Consider the following 16332-nt stretch of genomic DNA (forward strand, 5'->3'; position numbering starts at 1 on the left):
TTTCCAGAAAGTAATGACTATTTTTGAATGACAAAAACTTTGCCCATGCCAATCGGATCGTTATTCAGCAGATGCAGAATCGGTCCGCTCGGATCCATCGTGACGCCCTGAACCTGATCCTGAACCAGACCAAACACTTCCGGGTTTTCCCCCTCAGGATTGCTGGCCTCAAAGGAGAGGGTGTATTCCCTGTCGCGCGGCGGCCACGGCCCCGGCTCCGGCTCCGGCTTAAAGTTTTCCAGGTCCTCGAGGTTGTAGGTGTTCATGCCCTGCTTCACGTTCTTCAGCTCTGCGGTGTACGCCTCGTTGCCGTCGTGCAAGGTGACGGTCACCGTTTCGGCATCGCCTCCTAATACAAAGTGGAAGTCGTCCGAGCCGCCAGGGCGCTCTGCACCCACCTGGTGGATACCAATGCCTTCTGGTTCGCCAAAGGAGACCTTCGCCTCCCCTTCAATCAGCACGCTACGCCCTACCCACGAGGAGGCGCTCATGCTGCCGAGCTGGATCATCATCGCCTGCACGCCCGCCACGGAGCTGTTGAGCTTCTCCACGCCCGCCGCCATGTTGAACTGCGCCAGCTGCGAGGTGAGCTGGTTGTTATCCATCGGATTGGTGGGATCCTGGTTTTTCATCTGCGCCACCAGCAGGTTCATAAACTGGTTCGACAGATCCGCCGCGCTGTTGCCGGTGCCGGTGCCATCCGCACCGCCGTTATTGTTGTTAATCGAAGAGACCGCCATATGCGTCCTTACTGACCAAGCGTTAATGTTTTCAGCATCAGGCTTTTGGCGGAATTCATCACTTCCACGTTGGCCTGGTAGCTGCGTGAGGCGGAAATGGTGTTCACCATCTCGTTCATGACGTTGACGTTTGGCATCCGCACGTAGCCTTGTTCATCAGCCATCGGGTTGCCCGGTTCATAAACCAGGCGGTCCGGCGCGCTGCTCTCGACTACGTCGCTAACCTGCACGCCGCCGATCTCCTGACCGGCAGACGCGTCAACGGAAAAGACCACCTGACGCGCGCGGTAGGGTTGGCCGTCCGGCCCCGCCACGCTGTCGGCGTTGGCCATATTGCTGGCGCTGACGTTTAGACGCCGGGACTGGGCCGCCATCGCCGAACCCGAAATATCAAATACGCTAAAAAGCGACATCGTTGATTACCCCTGACTGAGCACAGTCATCATTTTTTTAATATCCGCGCCAAGGAACGTCAGTCCCGACTGATATTTCACGGCGTTATCCGCGAAATTGACGCGCTCGCGATCCATATCCACGGTATTACCGTCGGCACTCGGCTGATCCGGTATGCGATACAGCACATTCGCATCGTCAAACGGCATCGCTTTACCTTCAATATGCTTCTGTGACGTTAATGCCAGGGATACGGGAGATTTCGCCATCGTGTTATTTTCCATGGCGGCTTTTAGCTGCTGAGTAAAATCAATATCGCGCGCCTTGTAGCCCGGCGTGTCGGCATTCGCAATATTTGAAGCCAATATATCCTGGCGGCGCGACAGCAAACCTAACGCCTGCTGTTGAAAGCGAAAGGCGTCATCAAGTTTATTCATGACAACAGCACTCCTGTCTTGCGTTAATTAAACTGCGATAGTGTAGTCAGCGCTGGTGAAATATCACACTGCGAAGACCCGACAGAAATAAGCCTATTTAGGGAAATAGAAATAATCCTAATAACGTTAACGCGACGATAGATTTAATTACCTGCAAAAGCGTCATTATTTGAAGCAATAAAACCCAGGTGCCTGCGTATATAATTTAGCCATCACAGATATGATTAAGGCAATACGATGAAGCTCCGAATAATTAGCACGGCGGTGGCCGCTTTGCTCTTTTCTGCATCCGCCGCAGCCAGCGTACCCTCTGACCAGACGGCAAAGCAGCGGCTGATGCTTAAACTGGATGCGCTGGTCCCACAGCCTGAAGACGGTAGCGACATCGTGCGCACCGTCACCCTGCTCGCCGCACCCGCGCAGCTCGCCGCCGTGTGCGATAACCCGAAGCTGAGCCTGGTGGGAAGCAACAGCCGTCTGACCGGCAAACGCACCGTGCTCGCGCAGTGCGGCGCGCGTCGCCATTTCCTGCCGGTTCGCATCAGCGCACAGGGCACCTGGTGGGTGGCAAGCCAGAGCCTGCCCGGCGGGGCGATTGTCCAGCGCAGCGATATCGAGCCGGTTACCGGCAGTCTCGACCACCAGCCGGGGGGACTCATCTTTAACGCCGATGAGATTATTGGCCAACGCCTGATCCGCGCCATCGACGCCGGTAAGCCGCTGTTAGAAAACCAGCTGCGCCAGCAGTGGCGTCTGCGCGCCGGGCAGACGGTCGACCTGGTGACGACCGGTTCAGGCTTTCGTATTCGCAGCCAGGGCAAGGCGCTCAACAACGCCGCGGTGGACGACCTGCTCAAAGTCAAAACGGCAGGCGGGCGCACCGTGAGTGGGAAAGTGGGGGCTGACGGGCAGGTGATGATTATTTCACAACAATAAATTTTAGGTTTTCTGTGAATCACCGATGAAAACAATATTGAGTACAGAACATGTTTACCTGAGAGGACCACCATGAGCATCAACAGCAGCCAGACCACCGCGCCGATTGCGAAAATCGCCCCCACTCAGGATCTGCGCGCCCGCACGCAGCCTCAGGAGAGTGACGCTGCGGCAAAACGTTCGGACAAGCGTGACAACACCAACGTCACCCTGAGCGAAATGACCAAAAAGATCCAGACCGACGACAGCCGCGACGTGGACTACGCGCGCGTCGCCGAGCTTCGCGCCGCGCTGTCGGCAGGTACCCTGCGCATTGAGCCTGAGAAAATCGCTCAGGCGATGGTGCAGGACATGTTTCAGTTTTAACCGTAAGCAGGCCCCCTATGGACAAGCTTTACCCGATACTCGCGCAGATGAAAACGTCTCTGGATGAGCTGGAGGCGATCATGATTGAAGAGGTCAATCAGCTCAACCGCACGCAGATCAACCCGGTGTCGCTGCAGGTGTTGGCGGATAACAAAAACCAGCTGCTGTCGACCATTCAGTATTACGACGATATGCGCCGTCAGCAGGAGCAGAGCTGCGGCACGGAAGCCCCCTACCCGGGGCTCGGCAAGCTGTTTGCCAGCTGGCAGCAGGTGCATGAGAAGGTGCGCAGCACAAAGTCGCTGAATCAAAAGGTGGAATCACTGCTGGAAAGTCATATGAAGAAAAATCAGCATATCCGCAAGGCCATCGACCACGTGGGCCACGCTAGCACGCTCTATGGTCCCGCGGGGGAATCCAGCCAGCTGCCCGCGGGCCGCAAGTACAACATCAGTATCTGATCGTTCCTGTCTGCGTTGTCCTCTTTTGCCCGCCTCTGGTGGGCTTTTTTTTGCCCGGCTGTAAATCGCTGAGGCATTCCCGACAAGCCAGGGAATAAACCGAGGGCACCGCTAAGCGGCGCTTGAGCCGCCATGGCACGTTCGCAGGTCATGCCGTTACAGAGTAGAAAGGAACATGAAGTGAACGGAATGACCACTTCAGCCGTATGTTCCCCCTCACCCCAGCCCTCTCCCTCAAGGGAGAGGGGGTCGTCCGTGCTGGCATTAGCCCCTACGGGGAGAGGGTCAGGGTTCCTGCCTGCGTTGTTCTCTTTTTCCCGGCGGCGCTTCGCTTGCGCGGGCCTACGAGCTGACAGTCCCCTCACCTCTACGGCTGAGGGAGCCCCGACAAGCCAGAAGGAATAAACCGAGGGCACCGCGAAGCGGCGCTTGAGCCGCCATGGCACGTTCGCAGGTCATGCCGTAACAGAGTAGCAAGGAACATGAAGTGAACGGAATGACCACCTGAGCCGTATGTTCCCCCTCACCCCAGCCCTCTCCCTCAAGGGAGAGGGGGTCGTCCGTGCTGGCATTAGCCCTTATGGGGAGAGGGTCAGGGTTCCTGCCTGCGTTGTTCTCTTTTTCCCGGCGGCGCTTCGCTTGCGCGGGTCTACGGGCTGACAGTCCCCTCTCCCCTGCGGGGAGAGGGTTAGGGTGAGGGGGAAATTAAACAGCAGTGTAAGATTTTGCCACGCTGCTGGTTTTGCGCATGGCGGAGAGTTCGGTGCTGATGGTGCTCAGTCGCCCCTGAATGGCGCGTGTTAAGAGGGCATCGTTCTCAATCAGGGTCGCCAGCCGGGCGCTGACCGACGTTTTAGTGTGCTGTGCCAGCTGAGTTAAATCGATATCACACAGCGTTCTCATTCCCATGGTGTACGCCACGGACTCGTCAAGAAACACATCCCACTCGCCGGCATTGGCCTGCTGCCGCAGCTTCGCATTGCTGATGAGCAACTCATCAATCAGCGCCATCACGTCGTTATCCATGTTTCACCTGCTTGTGCTGCGGGGCGATGGCCTGCCAGGTTTCCTGCATCCCCGTCATCAGGGCGATGAGGTGCGGCAGCTTTTCACCGGATTTGTTGAGATTCGCCTCCAGCAGCGTACGGGAAATATACTCGTACAGGCTCTCCAGCTCTTCGGCGATTTTCCCGCCCTTCTCGTGATCCAGCCCGGCGCGCAGGCCGTTGTCGATAATATTGATGGCGCGGGAGATCATCTCGCCGCGACGGGCGATATTGCCCGACTGGAAATAAATCTCTGCCCGCTTCATGGCGTTAATCGCCCCGTCATAGAGCAGGACGATAAGCTGATGCGGCGTCGCGCCAGCGATCTGGCTGTCGAGAGAGACAGCGGTGTAGGCACTGTTGCCCGTTTTGGTGTACATCGTCAAATCCTGCCGGGCAGCGCTCTGCCCGGGATAGTAGTGATTAAACCAGCCCCGCCAGCGACTGCTGCAACCGGGTGCTCATGCTGTTCATATCGCTCATGGCCTTATCCAGGCGCTGATACTCTTTTTCTCTGCGCAGCATGGTCTCTTCAATGCGTCGTTCAATGGCCGTGATCTGCTTGCCGATGCGCTTTTCCTGATCGCGCAAGGTGTCCAGTGCGGTTTCGATCACGCCTTCTTTCTTCTCAATCGACTTTTTGTCACCAAGATAGGTATTAAAAATCCCTTCCATCCGGTCCTTAATTCCCTCTTTACCACCTTTACCGAGGAACAGCGCTTCAACCTCTTTCGGGTTGTCCTTCAGGGCGGCATCAAGCTTTTTGCTGTCGATGGTCAGGGTGCCGAGCGTACCGGTACGCTCATCGCCGGTTTTACCGTCAAACGTGACGGTAATCCCTAATTTACCCAGCGTCTGAATGACATCCCCAACCTCGGGATAGCTGCCCGTCACGGTGGCTTTCAGCTCGCTGGTCAGTCGACGTAAGGAACCGTCGCTGAACAGGGCGCCGTTGGAAGCGTCAGGCTGAGGCAGAGCGTCCGAATTGCTGTCACGATCGGGAGCCGTATATTTGGTGGCACCGGCGACGGTGGTGAGGTAGCTGTTGTAGTTTTTGACGAACTCTTCAATCAGCGTTTTCACCTTTGAGGTATCTTCTGTGATGGTCAGAGATTCGGTTTTGTAGTTTTCTGGGTCGTCTGGATCGAGTCCAGATTCCTTCAGTTCCGATACTTCACGCAGCTCAAGCGTCACGCCGGTGATCAGGTCATTAACCGTATTAGAACTTCGGATAATGGATTTCCCATTGAGAATAATTTCGGCATTCTGGAACTCCGTTTCAACATCCGCACCTTCAAGCTTTGCCTTTAACTGCGCATTACCTGCAACCTCTACCTTCATTTCCCCGGCTTCACCGGTTTTTTTCGACGTCAGAACCAGCCTGTGCTTCCCGTCCTCAATGGTCATCACCTCTGCAACCACATCACCCTTCTGGTCATTGATCTTATTGGCAATCTGATCGAGAGAGGTTTCATCTTTCGCTAAGTCCAGCTCCAACGGTTTTTCACCCTCTTTCAGGGTAATGGTCACTTTCGCCGCGCTGTTGCCGATGGGTTTATCGCGCGTATCGTTCTCAACCGCCAGCTGATGCGCCTTCGCCAGCTGTTTGACGGCAATGGAGTAGCTGTTAGGGATCGCCCCTTGCCCTGCGGTTGCCTTAAAGGTTTTGTTGTCGCTCACGCTGACGCCGTTAAATCCCTCATCTTCCAGCTTGCCGAGATTGTCCTTCAGCGTGCTCAGCGCGCTGGAAATAGAGCCCCACGCAGAAATCTGCCCTTTATAGGTGGTTTGCTTCTGCTGATAAGGAATGAGTTTTTTCGTAATACCTTTGCGCTCATCCGCCAGCCACTGTTCAAACGGCAGCCCGGACCCCACGCCTAAAAAATTCGTTCCAGCCATAATAATGTTCCTCCAGAAATGAAATAGCTCACGCTATTTTCATCGGGTAATAGAGAAGGAAGTTTAATTTTTCACGGGGGGCACAACAATATGGCAGAAGGGTAAAGACAGTTTCGTGCGCTTATCGCGCCATTACCCTTCGCCATTTAAATAATAGATGTCAAACCTGTCGCCATTTTTCGCCATCAATAAAAAAAGCAAAAAAATAATTCAGTCTTTTTTATTCCCCCCGATGAAAGAAGTATGCGCAACAACGAACGCATATCTCTTATTACCGTTATCACTTAGAAGGATATAACAATGGCACAGGTCATTAATACCAACGCGCTGAGCCTGATGGCTCAGAACAACCTGAACAAATCCCAGTCTTCCCTGGGTACCGCTATTCAGCGTCTCTCTTCCGGTATGCGTATTAACAGCGCGAAGGACGATGCGGCAGGCCTGGCGATTTCCAACCGCTTCACCTCTTCTATCCGCGGTATGACCCAGGCGGCACGTAACGCCAACGACGGTATCTCTCTGGCGCAGACCACCGAAGGCGCACTGGAAGAAGTGACCGAGAACATGCAGCGTATCCGCGAGCTGACCGTGCAGGCGAAAAACGGCACCAACTCTGCAAGTGACCTGGACTCCATCAAGAAAGAGATCGGCACCCGTCTGGAAGAGATTAGCCGCGTAGCGGAAACCACCAACTTCAACGGCGTGAAAGTCTTTGACGGTTCCAAAGAGAAAATCACCATTCAGATCGGTGATAAAGACCAAGACACCATCGATATCAAACTGAGCAAGCTGGATATGGAAACGTTGGGTCTGGACGAGTTCATGGCCGACTTCGCAAGTATTGGTATTACGGTGAATGGCGTGGGGATTACGGCAGCGAGCCAGTTTGAAAAGAAAGGGACAGATGCTCCAGTAGATACTCAATTTGCTGCCGAAAAAATTGGCGTTACCGATCCGGATGTTGCAGGCAAAAACTATAAATTAATCGCTGCTGATCGAGATGCAATGATTACCGCCGCGACAGGGGTTACCGGTGATGCCGGTGATAAAACGGTTCTCACTTACGAGGACAAAGATACGGGTTTGACGCGTTTCTTTGTGGCAAACAGCACCACCAAAGAGGTACAGGAAGTCAATATTACCTTCACGGTGACCGGCACTGCCCCGGACAAGGAAATTGTAAAAGATACTATCACCGCAGGTGACGTGCAGAATACTGCTGATACCGACATGCTGCTGAATGGTCCGACGAAGCTGGGTACCGCCACGCGCGTTAAAGCCGGTGATACCATTAATTCAAATGGCGCTGACATTACTCTTGATAAGGACATGCTGGAAGCCATTTCAACCGACGTGTTTGGTGAAGACATGGCAACCTCCGGCATGCGCATGTTCTCTGTTGAAGGCGCTGATCCAAATACTTTCTATGCCATCAACAAAGCGGGCAAAGTCAAAGTATTCGAACTGGATGCTGATGGGTCAGTGACTACGGGCAGTGTTGACGATGCTCGAAATGCTGATGCTGATCAAATTGCTAAAGAATCCAGCCGTATCGCTTCTGAAGATCTGCTGGAGCGACTGGATGATGCCCTGACTACCGTTGCAGATTTCCGTGCCGACCTGGGTGCCGTTCAGAACCGTTTCAGCTCCATCATTGCGAACCTGAACACCAACATCATCAACACCACTGAAGCGCGCTCCCGTATCCAGGACGCCGACTTCTCCGTGGAAGTGTCTGCCATGAGCCGTGCGAACATCCTCCAGCAGGCAGGTGTTTCCGTACTGGCCCAGGCGAACCAGGTTCCGCAGAACGTACTGTCCCTGCTGCGTTAATCTGCTTAACCGCCTCAAACACTTACGCGCATGTCATCCATGCGCGGTTGCCCTCCCTGGTGGAGGGCTTTTTTTATTCGATCAACGCAACGCCTTCCTGCGTGCGTATCCAGCGCGTAACAAAAGCGCTCACAGCTGTCGGCGAGATCGGTGAAATCGGTATGATGGTCGAACGGTGTGGTGAAGAGATGATGTAATGCCATAACTTGCCTCCAGTAAACTGTATGAGTGTTTCTCAGTGAGTTTTTAGGAGGTCAATCCCGACGCCAGCTGTGGCTGACGTGAGAGCACCTTACGCCCGGCAATGAGGGATTAGCAGAGTGTCATCAGGGATGAAATTCAAACTTGCGAGGCGTCTTCAGAAAAGCGAAAAAATGGGGTGAAAGGCAGGAGGTCTTGCGCTGTATTTTCCCCCTAACCCCAGACCACTCCCTCAAGGGAGAGGGAATGCTCGGTACAGTTAGCAGGCCGGGCAAGCGCAGCGCCACCCGGCAAAATGCCGCACGATCCAGGAGAAGCCAACGCCTACCCTTTCACCCTCTGAGTCAGCGCCTTCGCCACCGTGTAAACCTCTTCAATCAGCACGCTGTTATTCTGCGTCACCGAAGGTGCCCCGCTTTGCGCCTGCATCATCGCATCGTCAATCAGGGCCCGGAGTTCTTTCGACGAACGCGCGCAGCGGCTCGCCAGGTTGCGCGACTCCACGGCAAACACGCTCTCATCGTTATGAAGGGAATAGCTGTAGGCGCGACTGGCCAGCTGCACCAGCGTGCCGCTGCTGTCGGCAATGTGCAGCGCGGCGTCGTGTAGCGCGTTCATTGCCCGGATCGCGCCCGTGGCGCTTTCGCTCAACACGGCCAGCATATTGGCGTTCGCTTCGGGTACCCGCAGCAGACGTTCATTCTCCTCGGCAATCGTGCTGGCTGCCCAGGCAATCGCGCTCGCCTGCTCGCCAATCTCCTGCATCAGCGGCGGCAAATGCGCGCCCTGCTCGGTTTTCAGCTGCGACGGTAGCTCTTCGTTGAGGCGGGAAAGATGCTGGTTCAGGCTGCGAAGCAGGGTCAACGTAGAGACCAGCAGCAAGGCCGCCAGCGGCCACGGCTTATGCAACAGAATGCCCGGACGCTCGCCCATTCGCCGGGTGGGCACGTCAATGGCAAGCAGCCACGGCCTGTCGGGAATGGGCATCACCACCAGCGTATGCTCGCCGCTGGCGCTGCGAAAATGGGTATGTCGCAACCCGCCATCCGACTGGGCAACCAGCGCACGCAACGGCACCGCCATCGGCAGGTTAATATCGTTGAGGGACTGTACCGTCGGCGCACCGGCGGCATCGCCGATGATGCGTCCGGTGTCGTCCACAATCCAGGCGCGACCGCCAAGACGTTCGCCCGTCTCTTTGACCAGTGCATTGAGAAATTGACGGCTGCTGCCCGTCTCTTCGGCACTCTCCGTCTCGCCCGGCGCGCTTTTGTCCAGCGCGAAGCTTTTAAGGGTGACCACGCTTTCGGTCATTGAACGCTGCTGCGCTTCAACACGATCGAGCTGCTCGCGCAGTTGGGTCGCCAGGACATCAACCTGCGTGCGCAGGCGCTGCCCCTCCGTGCGAATAAACCACGGCATGACGCCAGCCTGCACCAGAATCACCAGGGTAATGAAAATAACGACCAGTATGACAATAAAAACCATAACATCAGCGCCTGTTCTTTTAACGGCAGCACAATGCTGCCTCTACAGGGCTATTTTATTATGCAGGCATCAGGAAATATGCCCTTCAAAGCGTTGATAACCGCGCACTTATGTTAACCCTCGACAAAAACAATTTTGCGGACCTTCTGCCAGCGTTTGACCAGCCAGCCGTCGAGGCTGCAAAGGGTGCCGCCCCAGGTCAGCGGGAACAGGCAGAGCACGATATAGAGCGTCTCGGGCAAATAAAACAGCCAGCTCAGCCATGAAATCAAATTCAGCCCGCGTGGAATGGTGTAAATCCCAATCGTGACCAGCGCCACGCTGCTGATGACCATTAATACCAGCGCGCTAAAGCGGCTGAACAATCCCAGCGTCAACAGCAGCCCCATGCTGCACTCGAAGAACGCCACCACCACCGCCATAATGACCGGGAAAGGGATCCCCGCATCGTGCAGGGTATCCACCATCAGCAGCTGGTTCTCAGGAACAAATAATTTATTAAACCCGGCAGAAAAGAAAAATACACCTGTCACCAGACGACAGAGAAATACGGGAAACATGGCCGGCATATCGGACGTATGCATAAAACGCTTAAGAGAGAACATCGGTCATCCTTGTTAAGAAAATGAATACTGTTTAATAAATTCAATAACCTGCTTTTTACTCAGTATAAATTCGCAGACCTCGTGCGCAACCGCCGCCCCGCCATTTCCGGCACAATTAATAACTTTATTCATATTAAAAATGATTAATCAAAAGTGATAACAGCGTCTCATTATCAACGCTGCTGACGCCGCGCACGCGCAGTTAAAATGGTAACCAATTGGTTTTAATGTGATTAAAGCGCAACCACTCATAACGTTATTTTTTGTGTGGTTAAAACACCGCAATTAATAACCTTAAATCTATTAAGGCTTATTTTACATAATGGTTGCAAAAAGATGACGTAAGACATAAAAAGCATGTCGCTCTGGCTCCCGGCTAGCAATAACGTGCATTCATTACTATTAATTACATTAGCCAGAAGCGATACCCAATACACCAGAAGAATCAAATAACTATGCTAAACAATATCGCGATTGGATCGTTAGTGACGCTGGATTTGCAAAGCCGTACGCTTGCCCGAACGGATACGCAAGAGACCGTCACGCTTCCCCAAAGCGCATGTCTGTGCCTTGCCGCACTGGTGGAGGCGCATGGGGAAGTGCTTTCCCAGGAACAGCTGATGGAGATCGGCTGGCGCAGCGCCGGGGTGGAGGTCACCGACAATAGCGTGCGGGTGATGATCACCAAGTTACGCCGCGCGTTCGCTCAGCTAAACCTGCAGGAAGCCATCACGCTCATCGCCGTGACGCGCAGCGGCTATCGCCTGCTGGTGCGGGAGAGCGGCAGCGAAGTGGCGCCTGCAACGCCGACACCAGACCTCCCGCAGCAGGAAGCACCCGAACAGGCCGTTGCGCCAGAGGTGCCGCCGACGGTCGAACCCGCCCCGCCGCGCGCGCGCAGCACGCTCATGCAAAAGAGCTGCGTCTCGCTAAGCGGCGTGCTCGTTGGGCTGGTGATTGCGCTACTCCTGCGCGGCATTTTAGATTTTAGCCCGCAGCCGGTGCACTTTGTGCGCTGGAATGGCCCCGGCGTGCCGCCCGGTACCGAGGTGATGGTTCAGCAAGACAAACAGTCGCAGACCGCGCTGATTGAATCCACGCTGCAGACCTATACCCGCCACGTTCTGGCGCGCCGTACCGACGAGAAGCCCGCAGCCGTACTGTATGTGACCACGGGCTCGGAAAAGATGAGTAAATTCCAGGGGCTTATTGCCTGCCAACAACCCTTTAAGGATTCAGGGAATGACTGCGAATCGTTCTATTTTCGCCATTATTAAATCGCCGCTCGCGCTGCTGTTTCTTGGCGGCGTTATTATCGGGACCGGCGCCATGGCGCTGTACGGGTTTTATACCTCGCCCTACAAGGAGGCCTGTATTGCGCCGACCTCGTATTACATTATTGAGGACGATAACAACGCGACGCTGGCGCGCGGTATCTACCGGTCTTACCGTGACGGCCTGTTCAACGGGCATACCACCTATATCGGCAGCATTAGTCACTTCAAAGACGGCAAGCGCGACGGGCTGCCGAAAGCCGTCAACCGCGAAGTGCGCTACGACGTTAATATGTCGGGCAAGCGGCTCCATCTGACCGTCACCAGCCAGCACCGCAAGCTCGGCGGCCAGAGCTCGGATGAAGACGTGACCGATTATATCTTCCCGCAAATCAAACCGGGTGAAGAGGCGACCAGCACCGTCTACCTGCTGGACGACAAAGTCCTCGCTTCCGGCACGGAGACCGTCGCCCGTATCGCCTGCATGAATTGAGGGTCAGACCAGCGCCTGAATCAGGCCATCAAGGGTATCAAACCCGAGGGCCATCAGGCGCTCAAAGAACGGTGCCAGCGTTTCGGCAATCAGGAACAGCGCCAGCATGCCGAAGGTCAGCGTCAGCGGGAAGCCAATCACAAAGATAGAGAGCTGCGGCGTCAGGCGGTTTAACAGCCCGAGGATGAAGTTAATGCACAGCAGCAGCGCAATCACGGGTAGCCCCAGCATCAGCCCCTGACTGAAGATCATCCCCGCGTGGGTCACCAGATACATAAACCCGCCCGCGTGCAGCGGCGTGGCGTCAACCGGCAGCGTCTGGAAGGTTTCCGCCAGCAGCGCCAGCAGCCAGAGATGGCCGTTAAAGGCGAGGAACAGCAGCGTCACCAGCAGGTTGAGAAAACGCGAGATCACCGGGCTGTTGCCTGCGCCTGGGTCAAAGAAGGTGGCGAACGAGAGGCCCATCTGCATGCCGATGATTTCGCCGGACATGCGTACGGCGGCAAACAGCAGCTGCAGCGTCAGCCCCATCGCCGCGCCGATAATCACCTGTTTCGCCATCACCCACACCCCTTCCCAGGAGTAGAGGCCTATCTGCGCATCAGGCAGCGTGCCGCCAATCAGGATCGCAATCAACAGCGCCAGGCCCGCGCGCAGACGGGCGCTGACCGCCTTCTCGCCGAAAATCGGCGCAACGTGCAGCAGCGCGGCAATGCGCACCATGATGAAAAAAGTGTGACTGACCAGCCCGTAGAGCTGGTCGAGAGGAAGTCCGAAGGCCATCAGCCAATCACGAAAGGAATGCTGGCGAAGACCGCGCGGGTGTATTCAATAAAAATCTTCATCATCCACGGCCCCAGCGCCACCGCCACGCCAACGATGATCAGGATCTTCGGGATGAAGGTCATGGTCATTTCATTGACCTGGGTGGCGGCCTGCAAAATACTGATGATAAGACCGGTGACCAGCGCGGCCACCAGCAGCGGGGCTGACACCATCAGTCCCACCTTGATCGCCTGCATGCCAATCACCATTACGCTTTCCGGGGTCATGGGTCTCTCCTAACTGTAAAAGCTCTGGGCCAGCGATCCCACCAGCAGCTGCCAGCCGTCGACCAGTACAAACAGCATCAGCTTAAACGGCAGCGCAATGGTGGTGGGCGGCACCATCATCATCCCCAGCGCCATCAGAATGCTGGCGACCACCAGATCGATAATCAGGAACGGAATAAAGATGGTAAAGCCTATCTGGAAGGCGGTTTTCAGCTCGCTGGTGATAAACGCCGGTATCAGAATGCTGAGCGGCACCGCTTCCGGCGAGGCGATATCCGGGGTTTTGGCGATACGGGCAAACATCGCCAGATCGCTTTCGCGGGTCTGGTCGAGCATAAAGACACGCAGCGGTTTCACCCCTTCCGTGAGGGCCACTTCCATGGTGATCTTGTTTTCCTGCAGCGGCTGCCAGGCTTTTTCGTAGATCTGGCTGAACACCGGAGACATGACGAAAAAGGTCAAAAATAGCGACAGCCCCACCAGCACCTGGTTTGGCGGCGCGGTGGGCGTGCCGAGGGCGTTACGCATCAGCCCCAGCACAATGATGATGCGGGTAAAGCCGGTCATCATCAGCAGTACGGCAGGAATAAAGGTAAACCCGCTCAGCAGCAGCAGGGTTTGCACCGGCAGCGTCCAGCCCTCTTCCCCCGCCGGTTTACCGAGGGTGATATCACCGTTGGCCGCCAGCGCACCGGCGGCAGGCAACATCAGGACGAGCGCCAGCAGCAGGCGGCGGTTCACTGCTCACCTCCCGGACGGTACTTCTGGCGCAACTTTTCCAGCATCTGCGGGAAGGTCGCAGGCGCAGAGGTTTGCGGAGCCTGCTCCGGACGCGCCTGCGTCGCAAGGCAGGTAATCTGCGACGCGGTGACGCCCAGCACCAGCCGCTGCTCGCCCACGTCCACCAGCACCAGGCGCTCGCGCGGCCCCAGCGACTGGGTCGCCACCAGGGTCATGTTGCCCTGAGCATCGTTGAGCCGACGCGCCAGCCCGCTGCGGCGGGCAGCCCAGGCCATCACCACCATCAGCAGGATAATCAGGGCCAGCGCGCCGGTGACCGTCATCAGCACCGAGCCGGTCGCCGGGAGGGAGTCAGTGGCGTTCATTAGCGGCTCAGACGGTGCATACGTTCAGACGGCGTGATGATATCCGTGATGCGGATGCCGAACTTATCGGAAACGACCACCACTTCACCCTGCGCAATCAGATAACCGTTGATCAGGATATCCAGCGGTTCCCCCGCCAGCCCGTCCAGCGACACCACCGAGCCCTGGCTCAGGCGCAGCAGCTCTTTGATGGTCATTTTGGTACGCCCCAGCTCCACGGTCATTTTTACCGGGATATCGAGGATCAGGTTCATCTCGTCAGAAAATTGCGGTGCAGCCATGGTGTCGGTAATTCCCGCCGCGTGCTGTTCGCTCATTGCATCACCCCAGAGATTATCAATGGACTGATCGTCAGAACCCGATGAGGTGCTCATATCGCTCATGGGGAAATTACTCCTTGTTTAATGATAGTAATGAAGGCTGAATCATCTGCTCGACCTTCAGGGCATATTGATTGTTAACCTCGCCGTAGCGGGCCGTGAAGACCGGTACGCCACCCACGCTGGCTTCGATAAACTCTTGCTTATCGAGCGCGATAATGTCGCCTTTCTTCATTTGCATCACGCGGGAGAGGCGGGTACCGACATCCGCAAAGCGTGCCGTCAGCTCCAGCTCCGTTTCCCGCATCTGGCTCGCCAGCAGGCCACGCCACTGGGTATCTTCCTGCCGGGAGTTGTCCATCGGCGGGTTACTCAGCAGCTCGCGCAGCGGTTCAATGGTGCTGAAGGGAATACAGATGTTGAATTCCCCGCGGTGCGAGCCGATCTCCACCGAAAACGGCGTGGTGACCACCACATCGTTGGGCGATGAGGTGATGTTGGTGAACTTCACCTGGATTTCCGAACGGATGTACTCCGTTTTGATTTTATAGATTGAACTCCAGGCAAATTCGTACGCCTCGCGCGCCATCGACAGCATGCGATGGATCACGCGCTGTTCGGTTGGCGTAAATTCACGCCCGTCGGCCTTGGTCGGGAAACGACCGTCGCCGCCGAACAGGTTGTCTACGGCCATAAACACCAGCCCCGGCGAGAAGGCCATCAGCGAGGTGCCGCGCAGCGGGTTAAGGTGCAGCAGGTTCAGGTTTGTCGGCACCGGCAGGTTGCGGGCAAACTCGTGATACGGCTGGATCTTAATATTTCCCGCCGTAATATCCGGGCTACGGCGCAGCAGGTTAAACAGCCCCATACGGAACTGACGGGCAAAACGTTCGTTAATAATTTCCAGCGAATGCAGACGTTCACGAATAACCCGGCGTTGCGTATGCGGGTCGTAGGGTTTTATCCCTGCGTCTGTACGGCTGTTATTGAGATCGCTACTGCTCTCAGCATCGGCGTTCAGTAAACGGTCGATCTCATCCTGTGATAAAAAGCTGTCAGCCATAATTATTACCGCAGAATAAATTCGTTAATAAGGACGTCAGTGACGCGAATGGACTGGTTAAACGCCAGCGGTTTATCCAGCTCGCTCTTAATGTTGGTAATCAGGCGGCGTTTCCCCTCGTCGGTGGCTAAATCTTCATAGGTCTGATGGGTGAGCAACATAAATAAGCGGCTGCGGTATTCCGGCAAATATTTTTCCAGTACGGCAAGTGATTGCTGCTCTGCCACCCGAATAGATAAACCCAGGTACAATACCCGGTCGGATTCATTCGCCGTCGGCTTCAGGCTCACGGTAAAAGTATTCATCGAGGCGTAAAGCGGCTCGACTTGCACGGGCGCAGGCGCTGTTTTCACTTCCCCTTCCACCACCACGTCTGCCGGTTTGGCGAATTTCATTTCCCAGAACAGGTAGCCGGAAAACCCGCACGCCGCAACGGCAGTCAAAAACATGAACGTCATCAGAAGCGAGCGAGACCCTCCGCCGCTGGCGACCTTTTTATTTTTATTACTCATTGAACGTACACCTGATAAATAAGAGAAGGCAGCGTACTACCCTCGTGTCAATATGGCGGACATTGTAGTCCATTTAATCATCCTGATAATCAGGCGATAAAATTTCA

At 55.6% G+C, this 16332-nt stretch carries 22 protein-coding genes; 6 read left to right on the top strand and 16 right to left on the bottom strand.

Annotated elements, in window-relative coordinates; genetic code table 11:
• Positions 1-17: 17 nt before the first annotated feature.
• Genes N2K86_RS13720 through flgB form a run of 3 tightly spaced genes read right to left on the bottom strand, consistent with a single transcriptional unit; the run spans position 18 to position 1570 of the window.
• Positions 18-740 carry a flagellar hook assembly protein FlgD gene (locus N2K86_RS13720; protein ID WP_260658949.1) on the bottom strand — a complete coding sequence of 241 codons (723 nt, stop codon included), beginning with the start codon at positions 738-740 and terminating at the stop codon, positions 18-20.
• Between the two features lie 8 nt (positions 741-748).
• A complete protein-coding gene (flgC, locus tag N2K86_RS13725) occupies positions 749-1153 on the bottom strand; it encodes a flagellar basal body rod protein FlgC (RefSeq protein WP_252002138.1) in 405 nt (134 codons plus the stop codon).
• A 6-nt stretch (positions 1154-1159) separates the two neighbouring features.
• On the bottom strand, positions 1160-1570 hold the full coding sequence (gene flgB, locus N2K86_RS13730; protein ID WP_044856818.1) for a flagellar basal body rod protein FlgB: 411 nt from the start codon (positions 1568-1570) through the stop codon (positions 1160-1162).
• Positions 1571-1807: 237 nt separating this feature from the next.
• On the opposite strand from flgB, the gene flgA reads away from it, so the two are divergent.
• From flgA to N2K86_RS13745, 3 genes are all read left to right on the top strand, one after another.
• Positions 1808-2506, top strand: coding sequence for a flagellar basal body P-ring formation chaperone FlgA (gene flgA / locus N2K86_RS13735; RefSeq protein ID WP_260658950.1), 699 nt, complete (start codon positions 1808-1810; stop codon positions 2504-2506).
• A 72-nt stretch (positions 2507-2578) separates the two neighbouring features.
• Complete coding sequence (gene flgM / locus N2K86_RS13740) at positions 2579-2872, top strand: flagellar biosynthesis anti-sigma factor FlgM (protein WP_044856816.1); 294 nt, start codon at positions 2579-2581, stop codon at positions 2870-2872.
• 17 nt (positions 2873-2889) lie between these two features.
• On the top strand, positions 2890-3333 hold the full coding sequence (locus N2K86_RS13745; RefSeq protein WP_260658951.1) for a flagella synthesis protein FlgN: 444 nt from the start codon (positions 2890-2892) through the stop codon (positions 3331-3333).
• Positions 3334-4038: 705 nt separating this feature from the next.
• On the opposite strand, the gene fliT is transcribed toward N2K86_RS13745, so the two are convergent.
• The 3 genes from fliT to fliD are packed head-to-tail and all read right to left on the bottom strand — an operon-like array spanning position 4039 to position 6278.
• Complete coding sequence (gene fliT / locus N2K86_RS13750; protein ID WP_260658952.1) at positions 4039-4359, bottom strand: flagellar protein FliT; 321 nt, start codon at positions 4357-4359, stop codon at positions 4039-4041.
• The gene (gene fliS / locus N2K86_RS13755) at positions 4352-4759 is read right to left on the bottom strand and encodes a flagellar export chaperone FliS (protein ID WP_047362948.1); all 408 of its coding nucleotides are present in this window, start codon (positions 4757-4759) and stop codon (positions 4352-4354) included. The genes fliT and fliS overlap by 8 nt, the downstream gene beginning before the upstream one ends.
• A 43-nt stretch (positions 4760-4802) precedes the next feature.
• Positions 4803-6278, bottom strand: coding sequence for a flagellar filament capping protein FliD (gene fliD, locus N2K86_RS13760; protein WP_260658953.1), 1476 nt, complete (start codon positions 6276-6278; stop codon positions 4803-4805).
• Positions 6279-6578: 300 nt separating this feature from the next.
• Between fliD and N2K86_RS13765 the strand changes: the two genes are divergently transcribed.
• Positions 6579-8111, top strand: a complete 1533-nt coding sequence (locus tag N2K86_RS13765; RefSeq protein ID WP_260658954.1) for a flagellin N-terminal helical domain-containing protein — start codon at positions 6579-6581, stop codon at positions 8109-8111.
• Positions 8112-8125: 14 nt separating this feature from the next.
• Here N2K86_RS13765 and N2K86_RS13770 read toward each other — a convergent pair whose 3' ends face one another.
• The 3 genes from N2K86_RS13770 to N2K86_RS13780 all read right to left on the bottom strand — a co-directional run bounded on the left by N2K86_RS13770 (position 8126) and on the right by N2K86_RS13780 (position 10405).
• Positions 8126-8314, bottom strand: a complete 189-nt coding sequence (locus N2K86_RS13770) for a hypothetical protein (protein ID WP_260658955.1) — start codon at positions 8312-8314, stop codon at positions 8126-8128.
• Between the two features lie 322 nt (positions 8315-8636).
• Positions 8637-9800 carry a methyl-accepting chemotaxis protein gene (locus N2K86_RS13775; RefSeq protein ID WP_260658956.1) on the bottom strand — a complete coding sequence of 388 codons (1164 nt, stop codon included), beginning with the start codon at positions 9798-9800 and terminating at the stop codon, positions 8637-8639.
• Positions 9801-9913: 113 nt separating this feature from the next.
• A complete protein-coding gene (locus N2K86_RS13780; protein ID WP_260658957.1) occupies positions 9914-10405 on the bottom strand; it encodes a DoxX family protein in 492 nt (163 codons plus the stop codon).
• A gap of 455 nt (positions 10406-10860) precedes the next feature.
• Here N2K86_RS13780 and N2K86_RS13785 point away from each other — a divergent pair, with 455 nt between their 5' ends.
• Positions 10861-11682 (top strand): winged helix-turn-helix domain-containing protein, encoded by an 822-nt coding sequence (locus tag N2K86_RS13785; protein WP_260658958.1) that lies wholly within the window; start codon positions 10861-10863, stop codon positions 11680-11682.
• Positions 11648-12172, top strand: coding sequence for a hypothetical protein (locus N2K86_RS13790; protein ID WP_222567039.1), 525 nt, complete (start codon positions 11648-11650; stop codon positions 12170-12172). Before N2K86_RS13785 ends, N2K86_RS13790 begins: the two co-directional genes overlap by 35 nt.
• A 3-nt stretch (positions 12173-12175) precedes the next feature.
• Here the strand turns inward: N2K86_RS13790 and fliR are convergent, their stop codons facing one another.
• Genes fliR through N2K86_RS13825 form a run of 7 tightly spaced genes read right to left on the bottom strand, consistent with a single transcriptional unit; the run spans position 12176 to position 16225 of the window.
• On the bottom strand, positions 12176-12955 hold the full coding sequence (fliR, locus tag N2K86_RS13795) for a flagellar biosynthetic protein FliR (protein ID WP_041909263.1): 780 nt from the start codon (positions 12953-12955) through the stop codon (positions 12176-12178).
• Positions 12955-13224 (bottom strand): flagellar biosynthesis protein FliQ, encoded by a 270-nt coding sequence (gene fliQ, locus N2K86_RS13800; protein WP_041909262.1) that lies wholly within the window; start codon positions 13222-13224, stop codon positions 12955-12957. Before fliQ ends, fliR begins: the two co-directional genes overlap by 1 nt.
• A gap of 9 nt (positions 13225-13233) precedes the next feature.
• Positions 13234-13932: a flagellar type III secretion system pore protein FliP gene (gene fliP / locus N2K86_RS13805; protein ID WP_260661692.1), complete on the bottom strand. Its 699-nt coding sequence runs from the start codon at positions 13930-13932 to the stop codon at positions 13234-13236.
• A 29-nt stretch (positions 13933-13961) separates the two neighbouring features.
• Entirely contained in the window at positions 13962-14330 is a 369-nt protein-coding gene (gene fliO, locus N2K86_RS13810; RefSeq protein ID WP_260658959.1) for a flagellar biosynthetic protein FliO, read from the bottom strand.
• The gene (gene fliN, locus N2K86_RS13815) at positions 14330-14713 is read right to left on the bottom strand and encodes a flagellar motor switch protein FliN (RefSeq protein WP_148383978.1); all 384 of its coding nucleotides are present in this window, start codon (positions 14711-14713) and stop codon (positions 14330-14332) included. The genes fliO and fliN overlap by 1 nt, the downstream gene beginning before the upstream one ends.
• Before the next feature lie 7 nt (positions 14714-14720).
• The gene (gene fliM, locus N2K86_RS13820) at positions 14721-15713 is read right to left on the bottom strand and encodes a flagellar motor switch protein FliM (RefSeq protein ID WP_148383980.1); all 993 of its coding nucleotides are present in this window, start codon (positions 15711-15713) and stop codon (positions 14721-14723) included.
• Between the two features lie 5 nt (positions 15714-15718).
• Entirely contained in the window at positions 15719-16225 is a 507-nt protein-coding gene (locus tag N2K86_RS13825; RefSeq protein WP_044856802.1) for a flagellar basal body-associated FliL family protein, read from the bottom strand.
• Positions 16226-16332: the final 107 nt, after the last annotated feature.

This window comes from Enterobacter mori (genome assembly GCF_025244905.1).
Lineage (GTDB): Bacteria > Pseudomonadota > Gammaproteobacteria > Enterobacterales > Enterobacteriaceae > Enterobacter > Enterobacter mori_A.